The following is a 20,285-nucleotide window of genomic DNA, read 5'->3' as shown; positions in this document are numbered from 1 at the left end:
ATCGTTTTAGCATTATTTATTATTAACTATATTTTTATGTGGAATTCTGACAATTTTACTCGTAGAGGCAAGAGGCTATGGATTATTCCCTTAGTGCTCCTCGCAACTAGTTACAGTCCGGCTAATGCCAATGTTAGCTTTGGACCGAACGCAGTCCTAACCACTAATTTGCAGCAACAGACCGTTTCAGGCGTTGTCCGTGATGCAGGTACTAACCAGCCTATGGGAGGGGTGACCATCTCTGTCAAAGGTACCAATACCGCCACGCAGACCGACGACAATGGTAACTTCTCCATTGCAGCAAATACCGGTCAGGTAATCGTTGCCAATTTCTTAGGGTTCAAGTCCCAAGAGAAAACGGTAAGTTCCAGCACCATGAACTTCTCTCTAGAAAGTTCCGATCAACAGATCGAGGAATTGGTGGTTGTAGGTTATGGTACCATGAGAAAGTCTGATGTGACGGGTTCGATCTCCAACGTAAAAGGAGAGGACATGATCAAGGCACAGAGCTTTAGTCCCCTAGAAAACTTAAGGGGTAAAGCGCCAGGTGTCAACATCTATTCCAACTCGAGCCAGCCAGGTGCCTATGCCAATAGGGTGATTATCCGTGGTACAAACACCATCAACTCTTCTTCAAACCCACTTTACGTGGTGGATGGAGTGGTGATGCAAGATTTCCATTTGTTGAACCCGAACGATATCCAGAGTATCGAAGTATTGAAAGACGCTTCATCAGCAGCGATCTATGGTGCGCGTGGTGCCAACGGTGTTATCTTGGTTACGACCAAAAGGGGTAACAAGGATGGCAGAAGGACAATCAGCTACCAAGGTTCTGTGAGCAGTAACTCTGTACAGCGCTATATGGATGTTCTGAGCGGTCAGGAATGGGTGGATGCCTTTATGATCGGTCTTGAGAACGAAAACAAATGGCAGGGCAAGAACTGGAACCTGAACAAGACTTCCTGGTTCAATGACCCGAACTACTTCGATGCAAGCGGTAACCCATTGTACAATACGGACTGGCAGAGAGAGGCGACAAGGAATTCCCTGTCCCATAACCACCAGATCGATATCCAACAAGGTGACGAGAATTCATCGGTTGGTGCGTTCTTGAACTACTCTGAAAACCAAGGGGTGGTGAACAATACCTACAGCAAACGTATCAACGGTAAATTAGCCTATGATTCTAAAGTTAAGGAATGGTTATCGACCAGTGTGAACTTATTGGCAAACCATACTTGGGGCCAACATACACCAGAGGATGGTGGTGGTCAGGATGCGCGTCGTACCATGATCGAAATGCTTCCTTGGTTACCTATCTACCAACCGGATGGTAAATACACTAACTCTTCATCTTCAACGGTTTCTAACGTGTTGGCATTCGAAGGTATGGCAAACCCAGTTTCTATCTTGGATTTGCAGAAGAGAATGCGCTACAATACCCAAATCTTCGGTAATGCGGCATTGACTTTCCACATTGCTGATGGTTTAGACCTGAAAACTCAATTCGGTATTGATAACCACAGAAAAGAATACAGAGGATATTCTTCTATTTTATTGAATAACATCTCAAGACCTAACGGTTGGGCTGAAGTGAGCAGCTGGAATGACCTGTATTGGCAAGAAGAAACGTACCTAACCTACAACAAGACTTTCGACAAACATAGGGTAAATGCTATGGCGGGTCTTTCTTGGCAGGAACGTACCTATTTCGGTTTCAATACCCGTACGGAAGGATTTACTACCGATGCTTATGAATACAACAACTTAGGTGTTGGTTCTATCCCAGGTTCTCCAGGTTCAGGAACAAACAAATGGGCGATGAACTCGTATTTCGTTCGTGGTAACTATAGCTACGATGACCGTTATTCAGTTACTTTAACTGCTCGTGCGGATGGTTCCTCTAAATTTGGACAGGATAAGAAATATGGTTTCTTCCCGTCTGCAGGTTTAGCATGGAATGTTTCCAACGAACAGTTCATGAGAGACCAAAATACAGTTAGCAACTTAAAACTTCACACTTCTTACGGTATTACCGGTAACTCGGAGATCGATCCATATTCATCATTGTTCATGATCGGTGCGGGTACTACTTTGATCAACAGTAACCGTGAGCCATCATATGTTGTAGGAAACCTTGGTAACCCTGGATTACAATGGGAAAAGACCAAAACTTATGATGCTGGTTTTGAATTAGGTTTGTTCGAAAACAAATTGAACTTTGATATCTCATACTACAATAGAACAACAACAGACCTATTGTTGAGAGCACCGGTTCCTTACTCAACAGGATTCAATGATGTTTGGAAAAACATCGGTTCAGTTAGAAACAGTGGGGTAGAGGTATTGGTTACTGCTAATCCGATCCGCAGAGATGACCTAACCTGGAATATCAGCTTGAACGGTAGCTACAACAAGAACAAGGTGTTGAAACTAGGTGAAAACAACGAAGACATTCTATTGAACGGATGGGTTGGTGGACCTAACAGTATCATCCGTGTAGGCGAGAACTTGAACAGTTTCTATGGTTACGAAAGAGAAAAGATCTATACCGTTCAGGATTTCGAAAACGGAGAGATCGATCAGAACAAGATCGGTAGACCAAAACGTTCTACGACCCAAAGAATCTTAGGACAAGGTGTTCCTGATTGGATGGGTAGCTTTATCAACACCGTAAACTACAAGAATTTCGACTTAACCGTTGACCTTCAGTTTGTTTACGGAGTAGAGACCATGCAACAGTTCTTCCACTCGACCTATGACCGTTTCGGTATTACCAATGGTTTGAAAACTATCTTGACCGATGCATACAATGGAACTAATCCAGGTACTATGCAGCAAGCGATATATTTGACAAACAATGGTCACGCTGGACAGGATACCAATGTGGATTCACAATGGGTGGTTGATGGTTCATACCTACGTGTTAACGTGCTACAATTGGGTTATTCATTCAAGTCAGACCTAGCTAGCAGAATGGGCTTCTCGGCATTGCGTATCTATGCAAGTGCGAATAACCCATGGTTGTTTACTAACAAAGACTTCCAAGGATACGATCCAGAAAGTACTTCATTGGGTGAAGGAAATAAATTCGGTCAGAACATGACTTTCTTCTCTTACCCAAGAGCCAAGACTTTCACTTTCGGAGTTAACCTGACCTTATAATCTATAGAATTATTATTATGAAAACTAGAAATTTTGCAATCGCTATACTATTGACAGGTGTGCTTGGTCTGAGTTCCTGTGAGAAGTTTTTAGAGGAACAGCCTAAGTCCAATGAGACTTTAAATTTCTTCTATAAAACAGAGGCCCAAGCAATAGGAAATGTCAATGCATTATACCGTAGGGGAGCTACCGTAAGATACGGAAATGCAGGAAGTGCATACCTCGGTCCAACGGCTTCCATCCCTACCTTTTTAACGGGGTACTTTACCAACTCTTATGAAAACCAAGAGTTGATCTGTCAATATTCAAGATTATTGAACAGACAGGAAAACACCCGTATCGTATCCAACACCATGAACACGATTTGGAATGATAGTTACAATTCCATCAATATCGCTAATGGTGCCGTGAAACATATCCCTGAGATTCCATTTACGGATGCCAATCAGCAGAAGACCTTGATCGCTACTGCTAAGTTCTTCAGAGCTTTCAACTACTTCTATTTGGTGAAAACATTCGGAGATGTGCCTTTGCACTTGGAACCTACTGAAAATCTTGACAACCTTTACCTTGAGCGTTCTCCTGTAGCTACGGTTTATCAAGCTATCGAGAAAGATCTTAAAGATGCGGTCGATGGATTGCCAGCAGTGACTTTCACAGAGAACAAGAACCGTATTACTAAATATGTTGCGGCAATGACGCTTGCGAATGTTTATTTACAACAAGGTAAATTTGCAGAGGCTGCTACCTATTCTAAAATGGTGGTAAACTCTCCGCACAGCTTGACAGCAAATGAGGACTTAAAATTGAAGAGTGCTTACAACAAGTTGCGTACTACAGATAACTTAGCAGAGTCAATCTATGCGTATGAATTTGACGGAACGATCTCTTCAAGTGGTTGGTGGCCAACTTATGGATTCAACTCTTCTGCTACGGCTGTATTTGACAAATATGCCATCTTCGAACGCGTTTATGGACCGACCAAAAAGTTCTTGAACGTGTACAAAGCAGACGACTTAAGGATCCAGCCTAACCAATTTTTCCATTGGGAATATAAAAACCCAAACACTGGAAAGATATGGAAATCTGATGATGCAGGTGTTTGGTACTATGTAGATGAGGCTGCGATATTGACTTCTGGTCGTGGTACCAAGGATTTCAATATCTACCGTTATGCAGAGGCGTTATTGATCGCTGCTGAAAGTACAGCAAAAGCTGCCAATGCGGTTACCGCAGAGGCTGCAGGATACTTGGCAAGGATCAAAGCTCGTGCGAGCACAACCAATAAGACAGTGGCTCAGTACACAACAGAACTTCAGGCTCTTTCTCCAACTGCCTTTGTTGAAGAAGTATGGACTGAACGTCTTCGTGAATTGCCACTTGAGTTTAAGATGTGGGACGACTGTTTGCGTACCGGTAAATTCCCTGTTATTTCAGATACTGAAAAAGGAAAAGTTACTTACATAAACTTAGTTGGAGGCAAAAATGCTTCAGGAGCTACATTCAAAGATTCTGACCTTTTATGGCCAATCTCTCTGGATGAACTTCAACGTAATCCTAAATTGACTCAAAATAAAGATTACCAATCTAAAAATTAAGGCGATAATTTAAAATGGAGAGGCTACCTAATATTTTAGGTAGCCTTTTTTATAAATTCCTTTCGATAAATTGAACCCGCTCCGCTATGGACAGTTTGGGGACCTCAATGGTCTCATAACCATATTTCTCATATACTTTTTTCATGGATTCAAAGGTTTCCAATGCCTCGGCCCAAGATTGTTTCCTTTCAGAATCAGTTACGTAAATTTCCTCCCATGGTGGAAGGATAAATACCTTTTTGTACAAAGCTGAACTCAGGTCATCTTGAATTTCCTGACTGATCTTTATGTCTTCCATTTCCATATAGCAAATGCTGTCCAACAAGCCTCGGTCAAAGAAGACTACCTCATTTTCAAATCGCTGTAGGGTCAACTTATAGGAACACAGAGATTCAGACCACATCCGATTGGCATAGGCTTCTTTGTCGGCCCAGGGTAGAGCAGAGCCTCTGTTCAACACTTGTTCTTTGATGATTTCTCGGGCAACTTCTGGAATACATGGAAACCCCTTTTCTGCAAGCAGTGTCAATAAGCTGGTCTTGCCAGTTCCCGGTCCACCAGTGAGCACATAGTAGTTTCTAATACTTTTCTTCATTAATATTTTTAAAATATAAGCTCCAATATTTCCCCTGGAAGGCCGTTAAAGTCACGGAATTCCCTAGATTGAAAGCCATTTTTAGTTAAGATCTTTTTGGATGCATAATTTTTGGGGTCAATTATGGCAAATAGTCCCTTTAGGTTTTTAATAGATTTTGAGTATTGGACTAAATGTTCGGCTATTTGGCTGGCAATGCCTTTTCCCCAGAATTCAGGAATGATAATGTAGCCTAATTCAGCAATGTCAGCATTGGACTCCGTAATTTCAAGTTTGGCTAATCCAATAAATGAACCTTTTTTCTTTTCTACTATTTTAAAGGTACCAAAGTTAGGGGAGATGGAGTTTAATTTTAAGAGTTTTTTGAAGTCCTCTCTGGCTTCTGCATATTCAAAGGGCCTTTCTGTAATCATTTCCATCACCTTACTGTCGTTTACCAACTTGAAGTAGTTGTCAAAGTCCATGCTGGTGTTTACAAACTTCAGCAGTTTATACTGATCTAAATCCATCATAAATCAATAAATTTTAATAAAAGTAAAAATTATTAATGTAATTAGGCTTTGCTTTTGAAGGATTTATAAAAACTTAAGACAATGGTAACCGCAAATTTATAGTTCAGGGTTTTTAATATGTCTTCTCAGCTTCAAGATCTTGTCGCTGAACAATACGATCAGCAGGACATAAAGCATCTGGGAGAATAATCCTAGATAATTTCGGAGCTGAAGATCTGTGATTTTTGGAAATATCAGTTCAGTGACCAGATAGTTTAAGCAGATTCCAAAAAGCGTACCTGCTGCAAAAAATATCAATGCATATTTCCTGGACTTACTGATTGATTCTTTCTCTGCTTCAATTTTTTCAATCTTAGACATTACCTTAGCATCAAAATCATCAAAAGGCATCTCCAATTTTGCCATCTTCATGATCTCCTTGAAGTCATCCTTGTTCTCTTCCATAATACATGCTGTTTATTTCTTTGTTTAGTTCAAATGCCATTCTTTTCCGAGCACGAAAAAGAATGATTTTACAGTTGGCAGTGGTCCAGCCAGTGATTTCACATAGCTCCGCCGCTGGCAATTCCTCAAGATAAAACAACCTCAAGGCGAGGGCTTCATTGCTGGGTAGCCTTCTCAGTACCTCGTTTATCATTTGTTTCTGTTCCTCTATCATCAAGTTTTTCAAGGCATGGTCATCAAATTGAAGATCATGCTGACCTAGGTCTAGTTCCACAAATTGAATGGTTTTTTTTTGGATCATTTTGTAAGAGCAATGAACCACGATCTTGTAAAACCAAGTACTGAACTTGGAATTGCCCTTAAAATTTTTGAGTGAAAGATAGGTTTGAACAAAGGACTCTTGTGCAACTTCTTCTGCGAGAAGTTCATTTTTTACAATAGAGATAGCAATGGAAAAGGCCATGTCTTTATAGGTACTGATAAAGTAGCTAAAGGCATGGCGATCTCCAGAAAGAACTTTGTCTATGTAAAGACTATCCATCAATGCTGTTCTCTTCTTTTTTGTCCTGTTTATCCGCAATAATTAATGATACTCCTACTGTCAAGGCAATGAGCCCAATAATGATAAAACCATCCCAATCAGAATCATTCAGAATGTGCAAGGCAAATAATAGACCTGACAATAGAGATCCAAGGGCAAATCCAATGACCACAACCCCAATTTTCTTCCAAGAATTTGGTTTACCCGGTGTTCTCGGAATCGGTCCGCCTAATTTGGTAATCGTTTCTGACCTATATTTGCTGATAAAATATGTACACAGTACAATACAAGCAAAAAATGAAATTGGAATTAATACTTCGAATGCTTCCATAATATTTGATTTTATACATTAGTGGAAGGCTACGGCGAAAAGGTTACAAAAAATTGGATTTATTTTTTTGGAGATAAAATTATAGTAGTTCTCCTTGCTCTTTTAACTGTTTAAAGATGATCTTATCCACGGCAGAGACACAATCTAGATCAGAATAACTCAACCATTCCATTCGTTCTATTTCTGCACTTGCTTTCAACTCCCCAGTATATTCAGCTCTATAGCAAGTCATTTTGACAAGGATCCCTTCAGGATGGCTGTCGGCATGTGCCTCAAATGTACCCATGTATCGGATGCTTTCTGGAATTAATTGGACTTGTAATTCTTCCGAAATCTCTCTTGTCAACGCTTCAATATCCGATTCACCATCCTCTCTTTTCCCTCCCGGAATGTAATATTTTTCCTTGCCGTATGATTTTGTCGAAAGGATTTTGCCATTCTTTATTTCGATCCAAGCTAGCTTATCGATCATCTTCATAAATTTTCAGGTTATTGTCCTAAATTAATGAAATATCAGATAACTAGTTTTGGATGACCGGTAAAATTTTCTTTTTGAAATTATCCTCAACTTCCTTTTCTAATAATATAGCACCACGACGATTGATATGCCTATCATCATAATATATCAAGGTGTCTTTGTAATAAGGAGCATCATTATATATGGATGCTTTTGAAATATCCCAGATGAGTACGTTTTTGTTAACTCGTGCGATGGAGTCTATGGTATGCAAGCTATGGGTATTCGGAGTTACTTTAAATTTATAGTCGCTATTTTTCACAAAGCCATGGTTTATCCTTACTGGATTTCGGTCTACAATAGGATAGGAGTTGATTAAAACTAACTTTTGATTGGGTTTCAAGGCCTTTGCCAGGGAGTCTACAGCTTTCGTCACACTATGGTATTCATCAAATGAATCTGCAGAAATGATGATGACCTCGCTGGAGGCAATGAGCTCTTTAGTATGCGGAACAAGAGCCCTAGAAAGATTGTAAAACAACATTTCTCGCTCTGGAATTTCCCTCTTGTCGATTCCTTCCAAAGCAGGAAAGCTATCGGAAGTCAAAGTATTGATGGAAAAATGAAATTTCTCGCCAAGGATATTGAATAAAGGTTTGATGGAATTAGCATGGCTGTTGCCCAGCAAAAGCACATGGGGCCTCTTGTCTTTTCGATCGCCTAAGGTATCGACATGGTCCACATTATGCGATCCGGTTGCAAAGGATGCCTGGGTAAACTCATAGGGTGTTTCAAACTTTTTGGAAAGCCAATGTAAACTATAGGTAGCAATTCCAAATGGGACAACAATACAGGCAAATTTAATCAGGAATTTCTTTGTGCTTCCTTGGCGTATAGAATTTTCGATAAAGGTATAGGATAACCAACTCAACACAAAAGTTAATATGCTGATGGTTAAAATTTCTTTCCAGTCAAATTGGTGACCTTCAAAAACACCTTCTCTATAACGTTGGAATGCCATCAAAGGCCAATGCCAAAGATATAAGGAGTAAGATAGCGTACCTATATAGACCAGGGGTTTTGAGGCTAAAAGCCGGGTGATAAAATTGTCATTTGATATAAGGATCAAGCCAATCCCTAAGCATGGCGGAAATGAATTGATTCCTGGAAAAGCTGAATTCTCATCTAAACTCATTAAGCCATAGATCAATAATGAAACTCCAGAAAGGGCTAGCGGGAGGCTGTACTTTTTGTTCTTTACCTGACCGTTACTTAGAACAACGCTCATGAAGGCACCAATCAAAAACTCTGGAATCCTAGCTAAAAGGCTATAGTAGGTTCCACTTTCTTGACCGAAAGCCATGAATCGATACTGGTAATATGCTAAGATGATGCTAATTATTCCGGCAAGGATATACGGTAGGTATTTCTTTTTAAAGAAAATTAAGATAAACGGCAGGAGGAAATAAAACTGCATTTCTATACCTAGGGACCAGGTGTGCAACAGTGGGTTTTCAGCCTGTTTTGCTCCAAAGTAGGAGTCCCCCGTGGCAAAAAAGAAATTCGAAACAAATAGACCTGCCGTGATCAATGAACGTCGTAAAAGCCCAAGGTCCATGGGTAAATAGATAAAGAAACCTAGTATAGAAATCACCATGAGCAGGAAATAATAGGCTGGGGCGATTCTTTTTAATCGACCTTCATAAAATTCCATGATGCTGAACTTGTTTTTCTCTTTCTTGTGAAGGATAATGGAAGTGATCAAATAACCGCTGATCACAAAGAAAATATCTACACCTAGAAATCCTGCGGGAAGCCAACTTGAGTTTAAATGAAATATAAAGACCAAAAGAAATGCAATGGCCCTTAACCCTTGAATATCATTCCTATAACCCATAAAATAAAATTTTATGAAGGTAGAATTTTGATGATTAACTCCATGTAATTGAAATTCTACAAATTGGATATTTTAGTATCGATATCAGTTAATTCTGTCATGGCTTAATTCTTGCAGCCTGTTAAATATGGAAAATCAAGATAAAAATGTTAATGGCAACGTGAATACTAATGTAGAGCCACCTACTCAAGAATATCTTCAACAATTGCAAGAACAAGCTCTCGCAGCGACGAAGGATGAAGATGCTACATTTGGCGAACAGATTATCCGCGAAGGTTTACAGACATGGCCACAGCTAATCGATGCGGAGTTGGGAAAATTCAAGGATAAGATTTCGAAAGGTTAATACTATCCCTTCGATTTTATATTTTATTCCGACCAATAAAACTGCCCTTTCCCAATAAAAAGGCAATAGCTTTGTCTGTATTTCGAATAATGCTGTTTTCAGTTTTGAGGGTAGCGATATATCGCACAATTTCTTTCCTTAAGCTAGGGCTTATGGCTTCAAAGACGGCTTTGGCATCTTTATTTTCTTCAAGTGCATGTTGTAGCTTAGGATGTATAGCAACATTTCGGTCTGAAAAATCCAACTTGATCTTGATTGTCAGTTCTTCTGCAATCCTTTTTGGAGAATCTTTCAGCATGCTGGTATTGATGTACAGTCTCCAATCTCCCTTGTATCTTAAAAGTGTTTGCGGATGGTATTTTGATCGGTTTACGGATACTTTCAGTGCTATATTCCCTTTTTCTCTGTTCAGGGTCCTGAATAGTTCATGGAGAATGGGCTCAGGAACAAATACAAAAGGATTGATACCAATGATATCAAGAGGTGCTTTAAAGGAATATGAACTTGCCTTACTCATTTTAGCTTTTTGCCTGATTGCATGAATCAATTTATAATATAAAAATGGCATTTTTTTATTTTATTTATTTCGTTTCTTTCATTCTTAACCAAACCCATATGCCAGAAAGCAGCGTAACTAGACCAGCTATATGCACTGCCCACATTAATCCAAAAATATTGCCTACAATACCGGCCATTAATGCTCCGATGGCATAGCCCATATCTCTCCAAAAGCGATATACCCCTAAAGATGATGCTCTCCAATTTGGATGCGCAGCATCGCTCACTGCTGCTAGTAGGGCCGGATAGACCATGGCTGTACCAATCCCTAAAAATACGGAGCCTACGATTCCAGAGGTCAGTGGTTCTAGGAACTCCATGCCGATTACGATATGGCCAAGGACTTGAACAAACATCCCCCAGACGATCAGTGGTTTGCGGCCCCATTTATCTGCTAAAGGACCGGTGATGATTTGGCCAAGACCCCATACTACTGGGTAGATAGCCTTGATCCAACCTACACCCTCTAGCCCAACGCCCATAGACATGAAGAGTAAGGGGAAAACTCCCCAGGACATCCCATCATTCAAGTTGTTGATCAATCCCGCTTGCGAAACAGAGAATAAATTCTTGTTCCGAAATGAGGTCTCCTTAAATACCCATCCAAGAGTTGGTTTAGGAGTCTTTTCACTAGAAAACCGAGTGGGGATGGCTTGCGCTTCTAATTGAGTAAATTTCCTCGTGTCGCGTATGACGAATATGGAAAGTAGCATTCCGATTATGGTGTAAGCAATTCCGATATAGAATGGTTGAGGTCTAAGTCCATATTCTGATGCTATGTAACCTGTCAATAGTGCGGTCAATCCTACAGCTCCATATCCAGCAGCCTCATTCAAGCCCATGGCCAGACCTCGACTTTTCTTGCCCACAAGATCGATTTTCATGTTGACCGTCATGGACCAAGCCAAACCTTGGCTCATGCCCAATAAAACATTGGCAAACAAGATCCAGTTCCAGGAAGGTCCAAAAGCAAGCAAAAAAGGAACAGGTAATCCAATTATCCAGCCCCAGATCAATACCTGCTTACGGGTAAATCTATCCGCTAAAACGCCAGAAATTAGGTTGGTAAACGCTTTGACAACAGCAAAGGCAATAATAAAGGAGAACACCACAACATCCGATTGAATCTTAAAAACCGATGTCCCTACCAAGGGAACAACAGTTCGCTCTAGACCAACCATTCCACCAACCATCATATTCACCAAAATCAATAAGCTGAATTGTTGCCAGTTTTCTTTTAACCCTAACTTTATATTTCCCATTGATCTTTATCGTTGTCAAATCAAAAATGCTGAAATAAAAAGTAAAAGTTAGTTACTCTAGTTACAGAAAAATGGAGTCCGGTTATTTTCTTGATGTCTGATGGTAAATGAAAATAATTCAAGAAAGGGAAGGAAGTTGAATAGTATAGCCTTTTATACCTGCGATTTAAGACAGGGAAAAATTGAAACAAAAAAGAATAGACCCAATTAATATTAGGTCTATCTTTAATCTTTTGTTGTGATCTTATTCGGATAGTGTTTGGAAAATTTAGCAACGTCATCGATCTCCTTTGACTCTCTTGATATTGATAAAGGGACTCTTCATGAGGTAAAGAAAGCTTTGTTTTTCTTCGCTGTCAAATTCAATTAGGCCATATTTCATCTTGTTGAGTGGAAGAGTCTTGAATGTGCCGAATATTCGGTCCCAAAGAATGAATATATCGGCAAAATTGCTGTCGGTATAAAATTGGTTTTGGTCATGATGTACGCGATGATGATCGGGCATGACGAATATCAATCCGAAAGATCTGTTGAGCCAATTTGGGAAGCGTAGGTTGGAATGTTCCATGAACAGGAAGATATAGAGAATAAAGTAATAAAGACCCAAAGCGATGACATCGGTGCCGAATACTGCAGCTGAAAGGATGTTTCCAGTTTCATAGACGAGGATCATTTCGAGCGGGTGAAAGCGGAAACTACTGGATGAATCCATGCTGGTGTCGCTATGGTGTACCCGGTGCAAGCGCCACAGTAGAGGGACTTTATGTGCAGCTCGGTGGATCCAATAGGTTGAAAAATCATAAAGCATGACGCTCAGGATCAGCTTTGTCCAGAAAGGAAGCTCTGCAAGGTAGAGAAGTCCTATTTTGTTTTCGTTTAGCCATTCTATGCAATAGACCTGAATGACTACGAAAAAGATATTCATCAAGGTCAATAGGAGTTGGAATAGAATGTTCTGGACAAGGTGTTCGCCTCTTTTTTTGAAAGCAAATGGGTTAGAACTGATCTGTTCTAACGTAAAAAAAAGGACAAGTAATCCGATTATTAAATAATTCGGATCGAGACTTAGAATTTTTTCTAATAATTCCATGACTATATTATTTAAGTAAATAGAATAAGGGATTGTTCTTCTCTAAAGGTTCAATGGTAACACGAGAATTTATTGGGATGGGCATTTACAGTTCCTGATAGATCCTAATAATCTACAGAAGGTTTCGTCAAAAGAGGGTGAAACGCAAAGTTAGTGGTGAAATGCAAGTAAGGATTGATAATTTTTCTTATCAATTTTAAGTAATATCTATTAAGAATAGATTAAGTTACAAAGAAAATGAATTGAAATTCAGTATTTTCTGAAAAAATAATGGATTGACTACAAATATTTATTTATTCCATTCAAAAGGTTGAATTTTAATCCATGGCAAAAAAATATTAGAGAAGTCTTCTTACTTTAGTCCCAACTAATTAGTAACACAGTCAATTATTAATTTATTTCTCGATGAATACTCCAGATACACACGGTACTTATGGCGCCTCATTGTTTGATATCAGGTGGAAACAGAAGCGGAAGGCAATTCTGGAAAGGGACAATAATAAGTGTGTCATCTGTCAGGATGTTCATCAATTGCAGGTCCATCACCGCCAATATCATTTCATCAATCGGCTCAACCAATTCAAGGAGCCTTGGGACTATCCAAGCAATCTACTGATCACACTTTGTGCGCTGTGCCATAAACGTGGGCACCGTAAATATAAAATACCAACCAAATACATTTAATCTAATGGGTCTATTTAATTTTTTTAAGAAAAAACAATCCGAAAGTTCACCTGAAGATGCTTTGCTCAATGGTCATCTGCCACCAATTCCGGAGGATATCTTCGTGGAAAAGGACATTAATCAAGATTGGACTTCTCCAGTAAGTTCATTCACAGGTATCAACACCATTTATGCCTACCTACAGTCCGATTTTGAGTCCAAAGGTTTCAATGATGCATTGACAAGTCCAGATGAAAAATATAAAGAAGATAATCTAAGGCTGATCAAGTTTGATCTAGAAATCATCATTTCAAAGGTCAAGACTTATCATGATTCCTTCCTGAAAGAACTGGAATTCCATATCAATTCCCGAAAAAGATCCGGTTTAGTGGATTTAGTAGAGGAGCTGAATTCCAAAAAGGAGGACCTCGAAAACCATATGCGAAAGGTGGGCGATATTGAAGAGTCGCTTAAGACCGACTCTGGCTTATTTGAAAGAGCGATCTTGGCCTATAAAAGAGGTTTTACCAAAGGATTGGCTTCCATAACCCAAAGAACCTTACTAGCTAAAGAGTTTTAACATGAAAAAGAATCCCTGGCTTAAGTTTGGATGTTTTTTGACGGGTTATAACTATTACCTAGTCCAACATTCCAGTGAGCAGAGCTCAAAGGCGGTAAAGAAATTCACCTCTGCAGTATTGTTGATCGTCCTGGTATGGATGTTCATTGCCTACTCATTTGCCGTTCGTTACTTGCATGTCGGTGTAGTGGGTGGAATTCTTGCATCCGTCATTGCTGCATTTGTTGTGATACAGATTGAAAGGATCATTATACTTTCTACAAAAGTCAATAAATGGTCCGTGACCTTTCGTGTTGGTCTTGCTTTGGTCATGGCCATACTGGGTTCATTTATCTTGGACCAAATTATCTTTAAGGATGATATTGAGCTGAAGAAAACCCAGGTCATGGAAGACCGCGTAAAAATCGCCATTAATAATTCGGAGAAAGACATTGATGAGCAGGTAAAAAGCATAGATGCGAGCATTGAACAATTGGAAGCTAGGCAAAAGGTAGTTTCTGATGACTTGCAGAAAAATCCAGTGATCGTAACTTCCTATACCAATACCTCTGTCACTCGGGACAATCAAGGAAACCGGATCAACAGTACGAATTCAACCAATAAAATGGTCAATGAAAACCCTAAGAAAAGGGAGTTGGAGCAGATCAATGAACAGATCAACCTGTTGAATGGTCAGAAATTCAAGACCCTTGGCTCCTTGGATTCCATCAAGGCCAATAAGGAAAAAGACCTGAGGAAATCCTCAGGGTTTATTGATGAACTGAATATTCTGCACGAGGTTATTACCAGTTCAAAAATTGGATTGATTGTCTATCTACTGTTCTTTTTCTTTTTTCTTTCAATCGAGCTTTTCGTAGTTACCATTAAGCTTACAGATAAGGCCTCAGATTATGATAAATTGATCCATCATCAGACTGAAGTACGCTTAAAGATGCTGGAGCGGCTAAATGGGTAGAAGGGTAGCTTATTGTTTTTGTATAGCCATAAAATGGTGAAACAAGTTTTTTAAGCGGCGCTTTTCATCCGTTAACTGGTCAATTTATATAATTTCGCCACCCAGGTTTTATTGTTTGTGATAAATCCTGGGCATATTTGTGTTCATTTGAATGATTTATGGAAGGGTTCCTATCTCAGGATAGCAGCTTCCATTATTTGAAGCTCACACTATGAAAAGACACAATTTTACATTTTATTCCCTGTTTATTCTGATCGGAACGGTCCTGTTCACTTTAAGTTCATGTAAAAAGGACAAAAAAGAGGACGGGGGTGATTCTCCTGAGAGTTATGATCCTGTTTATGATGGCATGAAGATTTATATGTTTGGCCATACCACAAAAGAAGGGGATGCATTAGGTTCAAGACCGGCATATTGGTATAACGGAAAAATCAGTTATTTAGAAGGAGCTGAGAATGGCGGAGTTGTGCTGAGTGCCTATCTAAAAGGAACGGATTTATATGCTGTTGGGTATGAAGGGAGGGTTGGAGATGATGTTAGCTCTCGGATACCGATGTATTGGTTGAATGGGAAGAAGAATGTCATTGAGCAAAATACCTTTTCTGCAGGCAACCAAATATTTGTATCGGATGCCAAGGATGTTTATGTCAAAAGGACTTGGTACCAAAATGGGAAGGTACATTCCATCGATATCCTGAAAAATGGAAAGCTTTATGATCTGGAAAAGAAAGATGGTAAAAAACCAATTATTGAAAAGGTTACTGGTATAAATAATGATGTATATGTCATTCAAAGAAGTAGTATATCCCTCGTTTGGAAAAATGGTAAGATCTATACAGAACGGAAATCTCCTGAAATGATTTCAGATATCGGTTTTAATCAGCAGGATATATATTTGTTTACCACTATAATATCTAACAGAGGGACCGATTTGCCATCCTTATTAATTTATAAAAACAATAAGGTCTTTCAGTCCATCAAATTAAAATCAGATAGGGAGATAGGAAGCATCAGCGGTGTCAAGTTCTTTGTCGAAGGAGCGAACACCTATATCGCTGCAAGTTTTAGGTTAGATGATCAAGGTGAGATAGTGGTTTGGAAAAATGGGAAAATCCATCAAGAAATCAAACAGAATAAAATTATCGATGATTTATATGTGAAGAATGACCGAGTGTTTATAGGAGCCTATTCCCCAGAATCAGGGAATCATTTTGATACGTACTGGATGGATGGGAAGGAATTGCCCATCGATGGCGGTTGGAATAATGAAATTAGTGTAACGAAGATTGTGGTAGAAGCAACTAATTAAATCAATCTCAAAAGATGTTTTAATGCGCTGTATTCATTTCTGGTAAAAATGAAGTTTTGCTAGAATTTTCTGAATGCCAATATTTTCTTATTAAAAATAAAAAGTTTATAAAGTTCGCTTAGGTGAACTTTTTTGTTTTCAAATATCAGCTGTACAGGTGAACGGTTTATTCAATAATCAACCAGTAAAAATTGAAAACCATCAATGCAAATTATCCTTTCAGTCTTAAGTGTATGGAGATTGTGAATAGTCAAAGTCATATCCCAATATTCCTCGTTCGATACCATAAACGTCCGTATTAATTAAAAAAGTTATTAAATGTGTGCTATATGAAATAGGGATCAAAAGGTTTTGCTATGATTTTATTAAAAATTTCAATAAAACACTTGTAAGTTTATTTATAATTAATATATTAGTTTCATAATAAAATACAGTTCCAGCATTGTTATGTGTTGATAATGTTGATACTATACCCTACCAAACCAATGACCAATAAAACTAAAATGATCCGAGGATCACTCTGTATGCTTATGTTTTGCCTTTTGCTAAATCCGCTGAAGGGCCAGGAAGTCAAAATTCTTGAAGGTTCAAAGCCTGGAAGTTTTAATGTCCGCAGTAACATGCTGGGCTGGCTATTTCTTGTTCCCAATCTGGGGGTGGAATATCGTGCTGCTGATCGAATTGGCCTTTTGGCCGATGGGGGACTGTCGCATTGGAACTTCAAGCGGAATGGCAATGACCATTACTGGCGTAACTGGTATGCCGCTCCTCAACTGCGCTATTACACAAATGATTCGCGGGATGCCTACATAGGCCTGAAAGGTACCGTCGGCGACTATAACATCTCCAATGAACAAGGCCGCTTTATGGGCGGGGGATTTACTTTCGGAAAGCAGTATTCTGCTGGGAAAAAGCTTATGATCGATATCGGGCTTACCCTTGGTTTCCTTCAATTTAGCAAAGTGGAAAAGATGCGCCATGTAAATGGAGAGCACTACCGTACAGCAACCATTCCTGACAGGACTTACTGGGGACCAACGGGAATCAGCATTAGCTTTTCTAGACGGACCAATTAAACCTTAAATGAAATGGAGAAAAATTATCAAAAAACACGAAAAAGACCTGGCGTAGTTTGTTGCCTATATATCACTATCCTAGTCAGCTTTCTGTTTCCTTCCTGTAGTAGGCTAGAACTGACCGAACAGGGGCATTACCTGTTGCAGACGGACTGGGAAAAACGAACAGAGGGAATTTCAATCCCTAACAGTTACCAAGTCATTCTTGATGGAAAAGTACATTCCTTTGGCCAAGGTCAGGCTGATTTGCCGGAACTGTTTCCTGGTAACTATCCCTATCTAGCTTATAACCTTGCTTCCGGATTTGACATTGAATCTGGCATTGCCAAACAGCATATTGAAAACGGACAATTGATCCCAATGCCTGAATGGCTTTTTTCTGCGACTGGCGAACTTCAATATGCAAATGAAAGCAACGTGGAAGCCACTGCAGTAATGCAACAACAAGTCCGTCAATTGACCATTATCCTCGAACCAGAGGGAGGGAGAGCTTCCAACATCAATTCGATCCAAGCTCAATTATCGGGGATCGCTTCTGCTTGGGACCTACAGGGCAATGTGCCCTTAGGGAGTCCGAGTAGCGTACCATTAGACTTCAAGAAGCAGGCAGACGGCACATGGAAGGCTGTAATCCGCATTCTTGGCGTGCAAGGTGGGGAACAGATGATTTCTGGATCCTTGAGTTTTGACCAAGGGGTACCTGAAGTCGTAGCCATGGAGTCGGACATGACTGAGCTTCTCGCAGATGCAAACACGGACAAACATATCCCAATGGAGCTCAAGGCAAAGGTAGAAACCCAAACAGCTGCAGGATTTAAAGTTAGTATCAAGGACTGGGTCAAGCAAAACGCTTCGGGTCAGGCTTGGTAGCCGTATAAAATCAAATCGTGTTAAAGCCACGATTTTAAGTAGGTATTCCTAATAAAACAAATGAAAGTAATGAAAAGAAGAACAATATACTTCCAACCTATGAAAATCATCATGTTTTCCATGGTTCTGCTAATTTTTGGTTGTAGCAAGGTAAAGGATGGACCAACAGCACAGGGAGAGAAGATCAATTTTAAGGTTAAAATCAATAACGGAAAGGAAAAGAAAGCCACGGTACACCCAACATCCAGTGCTGATTTCACAACTACCTTTAAAGTAGGTGATGAGATTGGGGTGTTTGGTGCTGCTCAAGGAACAAATTTGGTTGCTTCAGGCAATCCGATCCACAACGCGAAACTCACCTACAATGGTACGGGGTGGGATGGAGACATAGAGTGGCCAAATGGAGCCGCTAATTATGATTTTTATGCATATTACCCATATCAACCTGATCCATCAGTAGAAAATCCTATAGATCCATTGCAAATACATTTTTATCCAAGCTCCATGAATGAAGGATTGAATGGGTTTGCAAAATCAGACTTGATGTCAGGTGCAGTAGGGAGTGTGGTAAAAGGGGGGGATGTTGAATTAGTTCTTACCCATAGGTTGGCTATGCTGCAGATAGAAGTATCTAAGGGAGCGGGGGCAGGAACGGGACCAGATCAAAGTTTGGAGGTTTCAGTGACCTCTAATATAGGAATGGCAATGTTGAATTTATATAATCATAGTTTATTGAATATCAATGGAAATATTTCCTATTACCTATATAGGGTAGAGCAACCTTCGTCCCCAGATTATTTAACCAAATTTACCTATCGTGCTTATTTGCCAGTTCATAACCTGCCAAATTCAAAAGAAATAATAACATTAACGAGTACCGTCGGTACAAAAAAATATTTACTTCCAAAGGTTGTTCAACTCATGGCTGGGGAAGCAAAGATAATAAAACTCGATTTTTTGATTGAGTAATGAATAATACAAACACAATAGAAAAAGATAATTATTAACAGAACTGAAAAAATCAAAACAATAAAAAATGAAAACCCAATTATTAACCAGCATGGCTCTTGTGGCATTAATGTTCAGCTCGTGTAGTAAGGTCGATAACCTTAAGGAAGAAACCTCTGACCAAGTAAGATTTACTGCAGGAATGAAGAAAGCGACTATAAACAATGGAATAACCAGTTCCTGGCAGACGGGAGATCAGATAGGGATATTTATGCTAAATACAGGTACTGCAGATGTTTATGGTGGTATGACAAATAAGTTATATGTGACAAGTGACGGAATTGCTTTTGCTCCTCAACCAGGCCATGAAATCTACTACCCGGTATCTGATAGCAAGGTGGATTTTATTGCTTATTATCCGTACAGACCAAGTATAACAGCATTAGGAGATAATTATGAAATTGATCTTTCCACACAGACTGATCTTGCTCAAAATGATTTGCTTTGGGTAAAAGTGAACAATGGCAACAATGGTTACAATAAAAGTACAGCCGGACAGGTTCCTCTGGAATTTGAACATAAGCTGTCCAAGATAGCTATTGTTCCAAATGCTTCAACGGGTATGGACGATGCCAGTTTGGATTGGGCTAATATGACAGTACAGGTTACTGGTATGAACACAGCGGCCGATTTTGACCTGTCGACCGGTACACTAAGCAATCCAAGCGCAGCACTTGCGGTGGCGCCTTTTGCAAAGACAGCAGGAGCGCTATATGAAGCCATCGTGCTTCCAGCAACCTTTGCTGCAGCAGGTGATCTGCAAATCAGTTTCACGGTTGGTACAGATGTATTTGTATGGAAAGCGGCAGCTGGTGAGCAATTTGAGGCTGGAAAACAGTATACCATTAGCCTTGATATTGAAAAAACGGGTGTGAACCTGAGTGGTATAACCATCACAGATTGGGCAACAGAAAGTAGAACAGGTATAGCAAATTAATGTATAGGTACAGGGGAAATTAACCTGTCCTGAACAATATGATGTTCTTTCTTGCATAAATTGATCTGAACATCAGTTTTTCGCAAGCCCC

21 protein-coding genes are annotated in these 20,285 nt (G+C 39.6%); 11 read left to right on the top strand and 10 right to left on the bottom strand.

Annotation, left to right across the window (positions count from 1 at the left end):
* Positions 1 to 36: 36 nt before the first annotated feature.
* Positions 37 to 3,165 (top strand): TonB-dependent receptor, encoded by a 3,129-nt coding sequence (locus tag NLF99_RS08565; RefSeq protein ID WP_185213828.1) that lies wholly within the window; start codon positions 37 to 39, stop codon positions 3,163 to 3,165.
* Positions 3,166 to 3,182: 17 nt separating this feature from the next.
* Positions 3,183 to 4,763: a RagB/SusD family nutrient uptake outer membrane protein gene (locus NLF99_RS08560; protein ID WP_185213829.1), complete on the top strand. Its 1,581-nt coding sequence runs from the start codon at positions 3,183 to 3,185 to the stop codon at positions 4,761 to 4,763.
* A gap of 49 nt (positions 4,764 to 4,812) precedes the next feature.
* On the opposite strand, the gene NLF99_RS08555 is transcribed toward NLF99_RS08560, so the two are convergent.
* The 7 genes from NLF99_RS08555 to NLF99_RS08525 form a co-directional block, all read right to left on the bottom strand.
* On the bottom strand, positions 4,813 to 5,358 hold the full coding sequence (locus tag NLF99_RS08555; protein ID WP_185218319.1) for an AAA family ATPase: 546 nt from the start codon (positions 5,356 to 5,358) through the stop codon (positions 4,813 to 4,815).
* Between the two features lie 8 nt (positions 5,359 to 5,366).
* On the bottom strand, positions 5,367 to 5,870 hold the full coding sequence (locus tag NLF99_RS08550; RefSeq protein ID WP_214648504.1) for a GNAT family N-acetyltransferase: 504 nt from the start codon (positions 5,868 to 5,870) through the stop codon (positions 5,367 to 5,369).
* Between the two features lie 96 nt (positions 5,871 to 5,966).
* The gene (locus tag NLF99_RS08545) at positions 5,967 to 6,314 is read right to left on the bottom strand and encodes a hypothetical protein (RefSeq protein ID WP_254527736.1); all 348 of its coding nucleotides are present in this window, start codon (positions 6,312 to 6,314) and stop codon (positions 5,967 to 5,969) included.
* Positions 6,295 to 6,855 (bottom strand): RNA polymerase sigma factor, encoded by a 561-nt coding sequence (locus tag NLF99_RS08540; RefSeq protein ID WP_185213832.1) that lies wholly within the window; start codon positions 6,853 to 6,855, stop codon positions 6,295 to 6,297. Before NLF99_RS08540 ends, NLF99_RS08545 begins: the two co-directional genes overlap by 20 nt.
* Positions 6,848 to 7,186: a hypothetical protein gene (locus tag NLF99_RS08535; RefSeq protein ID WP_185213833.1), complete on the bottom strand. Its 339-nt coding sequence runs from the start codon at positions 7,184 to 7,186 to the stop codon at positions 6,848 to 6,850. The genes NLF99_RS08540 and NLF99_RS08535 overlap by 8 nt, the downstream gene beginning before the upstream one ends.
* A 79-nt stretch (positions 7,187 to 7,265) precedes the next feature.
* Positions 7,266 to 7,664 carry an NUDIX domain-containing protein gene (locus NLF99_RS08530; protein WP_254527734.1) on the bottom strand — a complete coding sequence of 133 codons (399 nt, stop codon included), beginning with the start codon at positions 7,662 to 7,664 and terminating at the stop codon, positions 7,266 to 7,268.
* 43 nt (positions 7,665 to 7,707) lie between these two features.
* Positions 7,708 to 9,540, bottom strand: a complete 1,833-nt coding sequence (locus NLF99_RS08525) for an acyltransferase family protein (RefSeq protein ID WP_254527733.1) — start codon at positions 9,538 to 9,540, stop codon at positions 7,708 to 7,710.
* 127 nt (positions 9,541 to 9,667) lie between these two features.
* Here NLF99_RS08525 and NLF99_RS08520 point away from each other — a divergent pair, with 127 nt between their 5' ends.
* A complete protein-coding gene (locus NLF99_RS08520; RefSeq protein WP_254527732.1) occupies positions 9,668 to 9,886 on the top strand; it encodes a hypothetical protein in 219 nt (72 codons plus the stop codon).
* Between the two features lie 16 nt (positions 9,887 to 9,902).
* Here NLF99_RS08520 and NLF99_RS08515 read toward each other — a convergent pair whose 3' ends face one another.
* From NLF99_RS08515 to NLF99_RS08505, 3 genes are all read right to left on the bottom strand, one after another.
* Positions 9,903 to 10,403, bottom strand: a complete 501-nt coding sequence (locus NLF99_RS08515; protein ID WP_254527730.1) for a YdeI/OmpD-associated family protein — start codon at positions 10,401 to 10,403, stop codon at positions 9,903 to 9,905.
* Positions 10,404 to 10,467: 64 nt separating this feature from the next.
* Entirely contained in the window at positions 10,468 to 11,706 is a 1,239-nt protein-coding gene (locus tag NLF99_RS08510; RefSeq protein ID WP_254527729.1) for an MFS transporter, read from the bottom strand.
* 277 nt (positions 11,707 to 11,983) lie between these two features.
* Complete coding sequence (locus NLF99_RS08505; protein ID WP_185213838.1) at positions 11,984 to 12,796, bottom strand: sterol desaturase family protein; 813 nt, start codon at positions 12,794 to 12,796, stop codon at positions 11,984 to 11,986.
* A gap of 405 nt (positions 12,797 to 13,201) precedes the next feature.
* Here NLF99_RS08505 and NLF99_RS08500 point away from each other — a divergent pair, with 405 nt between their 5' ends.
* The 8 genes from NLF99_RS08500 (at position 13,202) to NLF99_RS08465 (ending at position 20,194) form a co-directional block, all read left to right on the top strand.
* The gene (locus NLF99_RS08500; protein ID WP_185213839.1) at positions 13,202 to 13,480 is read left to right on the top strand and encodes an HNH endonuclease; all 279 of its coding nucleotides are present in this window, start codon (positions 13,202 to 13,204) and stop codon (positions 13,478 to 13,480) included.
* Between the two features lie 4 nt (positions 13,481 to 13,484).
* Complete coding sequence (locus NLF99_RS08495; RefSeq protein ID WP_185213840.1) at positions 13,485 to 14,039, top strand: hypothetical protein; 555 nt, start codon at positions 13,485 to 13,487, stop codon at positions 14,037 to 14,039.
* Between the two features lies 1 nt (position 14,040).
* Positions 14,041 to 14,994, top strand: a complete 954-nt coding sequence (locus NLF99_RS08490) for a DUF4407 domain-containing protein (protein WP_185213841.1) — start codon at positions 14,041 to 14,043, stop codon at positions 14,992 to 14,994.
* A 211-nt stretch (positions 14,995 to 15,205) separates the two neighbouring features.
* On the top strand, positions 15,206 to 16,303 hold the full coding sequence (locus NLF99_RS08485; RefSeq protein ID WP_254527728.1) for a hypothetical protein: 1,098 nt from the start codon (positions 15,206 to 15,208) through the stop codon (positions 16,301 to 16,303).
* Positions 16,304 to 16,761: 458 nt separating this feature from the next.
* Positions 16,762 to 17,379 (top strand): DUF3575 domain-containing protein, encoded by a 618-nt coding sequence (locus NLF99_RS08480; protein WP_254527727.1) that lies wholly within the window; start codon positions 16,762 to 16,764, stop codon positions 17,377 to 17,379.
* 12 nt (positions 17,380 to 17,391) lie between these two features.
* Positions 17,392 to 18,249: a FimB/Mfa2 family fimbrial subunit gene (locus NLF99_RS08475; RefSeq protein WP_254527726.1), complete on the top strand. Its 858-nt coding sequence runs from the start codon at positions 17,392 to 17,394 to the stop codon at positions 18,247 to 18,249.
* Between the two features lie 69 nt (positions 18,250 to 18,318).
* Positions 18,319 to 19,218 carry a fimbrillin family protein gene (locus NLF99_RS08470; protein WP_254527725.1) on the top strand — a complete coding sequence of 300 codons (900 nt, stop codon included), beginning with the start codon at positions 18,319 to 18,321 and terminating at the stop codon, positions 19,216 to 19,218.
* A 67-nt stretch (positions 19,219 to 19,285) separates the two neighbouring features.
* Positions 19,286 to 20,194 (top strand): fimbrillin family protein, encoded by a 909-nt coding sequence (locus NLF99_RS08465; RefSeq protein ID WP_254527723.1) that lies wholly within the window; start codon positions 19,286 to 19,288, stop codon positions 20,192 to 20,194.
* Positions 20,195 to 20,285 lie beyond the last annotated feature (91 nt).

This window comes from Sphingobacterium sp. LZ11T8 (genome assembly GCF_024261425.1).
In the GTDB taxonomy this organism is placed as follows: Bacteria; Bacteroidota; Bacteroidia; order Sphingobacteriales; family Sphingobacteriaceae; genus Sphingobacterium.
The sequence above is the reverse complement of the archived record's forward strand: the minus strand, read 5'-3'. Positions and strand labels throughout refer to the sequence as shown.

What these genes read in the sequence shown, in the direction of transcription:
- NLF99_RS08555 (WP_185218319.1), bottom strand. Translation starts at nt 5,358, where the DNA reads ATGAAGAAAAGTATTAGAAACTACTATGTGCTCACTGGTGGACCGGGA.
- NLF99_RS08470 (WP_254527725.1), top strand. Translation starts at nt 18,319, where the DNA reads ATGAAAAGAAGAACAATATACTTCCAACCTATGAAAATCATCATGTTT.
- NLF99_RS08535 (WP_185213833.1), bottom strand. Translation starts at nt 7,186, where the DNA reads ATGGAAGCATTCGAAGTATTAATTCCAATTTCATTTTTTGCTTGTATT.
- NLF99_RS08485 (WP_254527728.1), top strand. Translation starts at nt 15,206, where the DNA reads ATGAAAAGACACAATTTTACATTTTATTCCCTGTTTATTCTGATCGGA.
- NLF99_RS08490 (WP_185213841.1), top strand. Translation starts at nt 14,041, where the DNA reads ATGAAAAAGAATCCCTGGCTTAAGTTTGGATGTTTTTTGACGGGTTAT.
- NLF99_RS08565 (WP_185213828.1), top strand. Translation starts at nt 37, where the DNA reads ATGTGGAATTCTGACAATTTTACTCGTAGAGGCAAGAGGCTATGGATT.
- NLF99_RS08550 (WP_214648504.1), bottom strand. Translation starts at nt 5,870, where the DNA reads ATGATGGATTTAGATCAGTATAAACTGCTGAAGTTTGTAAACACCAGC.
- NLF99_RS08545 (WP_254527736.1), bottom strand. Translation starts at nt 6,314, where the DNA reads ATGGAAGAGAACAAGGATGACTTCAAGGAGATCATGAAGATGGCAAAA.
- NLF99_RS08495 (WP_185213840.1), top strand. Translation starts at nt 13,485, where the DNA reads ATGGGTCTATTTAATTTTTTTAAGAAAAAACAATCCGAAAGTTCACCT.
- NLF99_RS08505 (WP_185213838.1), bottom strand. Translation starts at nt 12,796, where the DNA reads ATGGAATTATTAGAAAAAATTCTAAGTCTCGATCCGAATTATTTAATA.
- NLF99_RS08515 (WP_254527730.1), bottom strand. Translation starts at nt 10,403, where the DNA reads ATGAGTAAGGCAAGTTCATATTCCTTTAAAGCACCTCTTGATATCATT.
- NLF99_RS08540 (WP_185213832.1), bottom strand. Translation starts at nt 6,855, where the DNA reads ATGGATAGTCTTTACATAGACAAAGTTCTTTCTGGAGATCGCCATGCC.
- NLF99_RS08560 (WP_185213829.1), top strand. Translation starts at nt 3,183, where the DNA reads ATGAAAACTAGAAATTTTGCAATCGCTATACTATTGACAGGTGTGCTT.
- NLF99_RS08520 (WP_254527732.1), top strand. Translation starts at nt 9,668, where the DNA reads ATGGAAAATCAAGATAAAAATGTTAATGGCAACGTGAATACTAATGTA.
- NLF99_RS08500 (WP_185213839.1), top strand. Translation starts at nt 13,202, where the DNA reads ATGAATACTCCAGATACACACGGTACTTATGGCGCCTCATTGTTTGAT.
- NLF99_RS08510 (WP_254527729.1), bottom strand. Translation starts at nt 11,706, where the DNA reads ATGGGAAATATAAAGTTAGGGTTAAAAGAAAACTGGCAACAATTCAGC.
- NLF99_RS08465 (WP_254527723.1), top strand. Translation starts at nt 19,286, where the DNA reads ATGAAAACCCAATTATTAACCAGCATGGCTCTTGTGGCATTAATGTTC.
- NLF99_RS08530 (WP_254527734.1), bottom strand. Translation starts at nt 7,664, where the DNA reads ATGAAGATGATCGATAAGCTAGCTTGGATCGAAATAAAGAATGGCAAA.
- NLF99_RS08480 (WP_254527727.1), top strand. Translation starts at nt 16,762, where the DNA reads ATGTTGATACTATACCCTACCAAACCAATGACCAATAAAACTAAAATG.
- NLF99_RS08475 (WP_254527726.1), top strand. Translation starts at nt 17,392, where the DNA reads ATGGAGAAAAATTATCAAAAAACACGAAAAAGACCTGGCGTAGTTTGT.
- NLF99_RS08525 (WP_254527733.1), bottom strand. Translation starts at nt 9,540, where the DNA reads ATGGGTTATAGGAATGATATTCAAGGGTTAAGGGCCATTGCATTTCTT.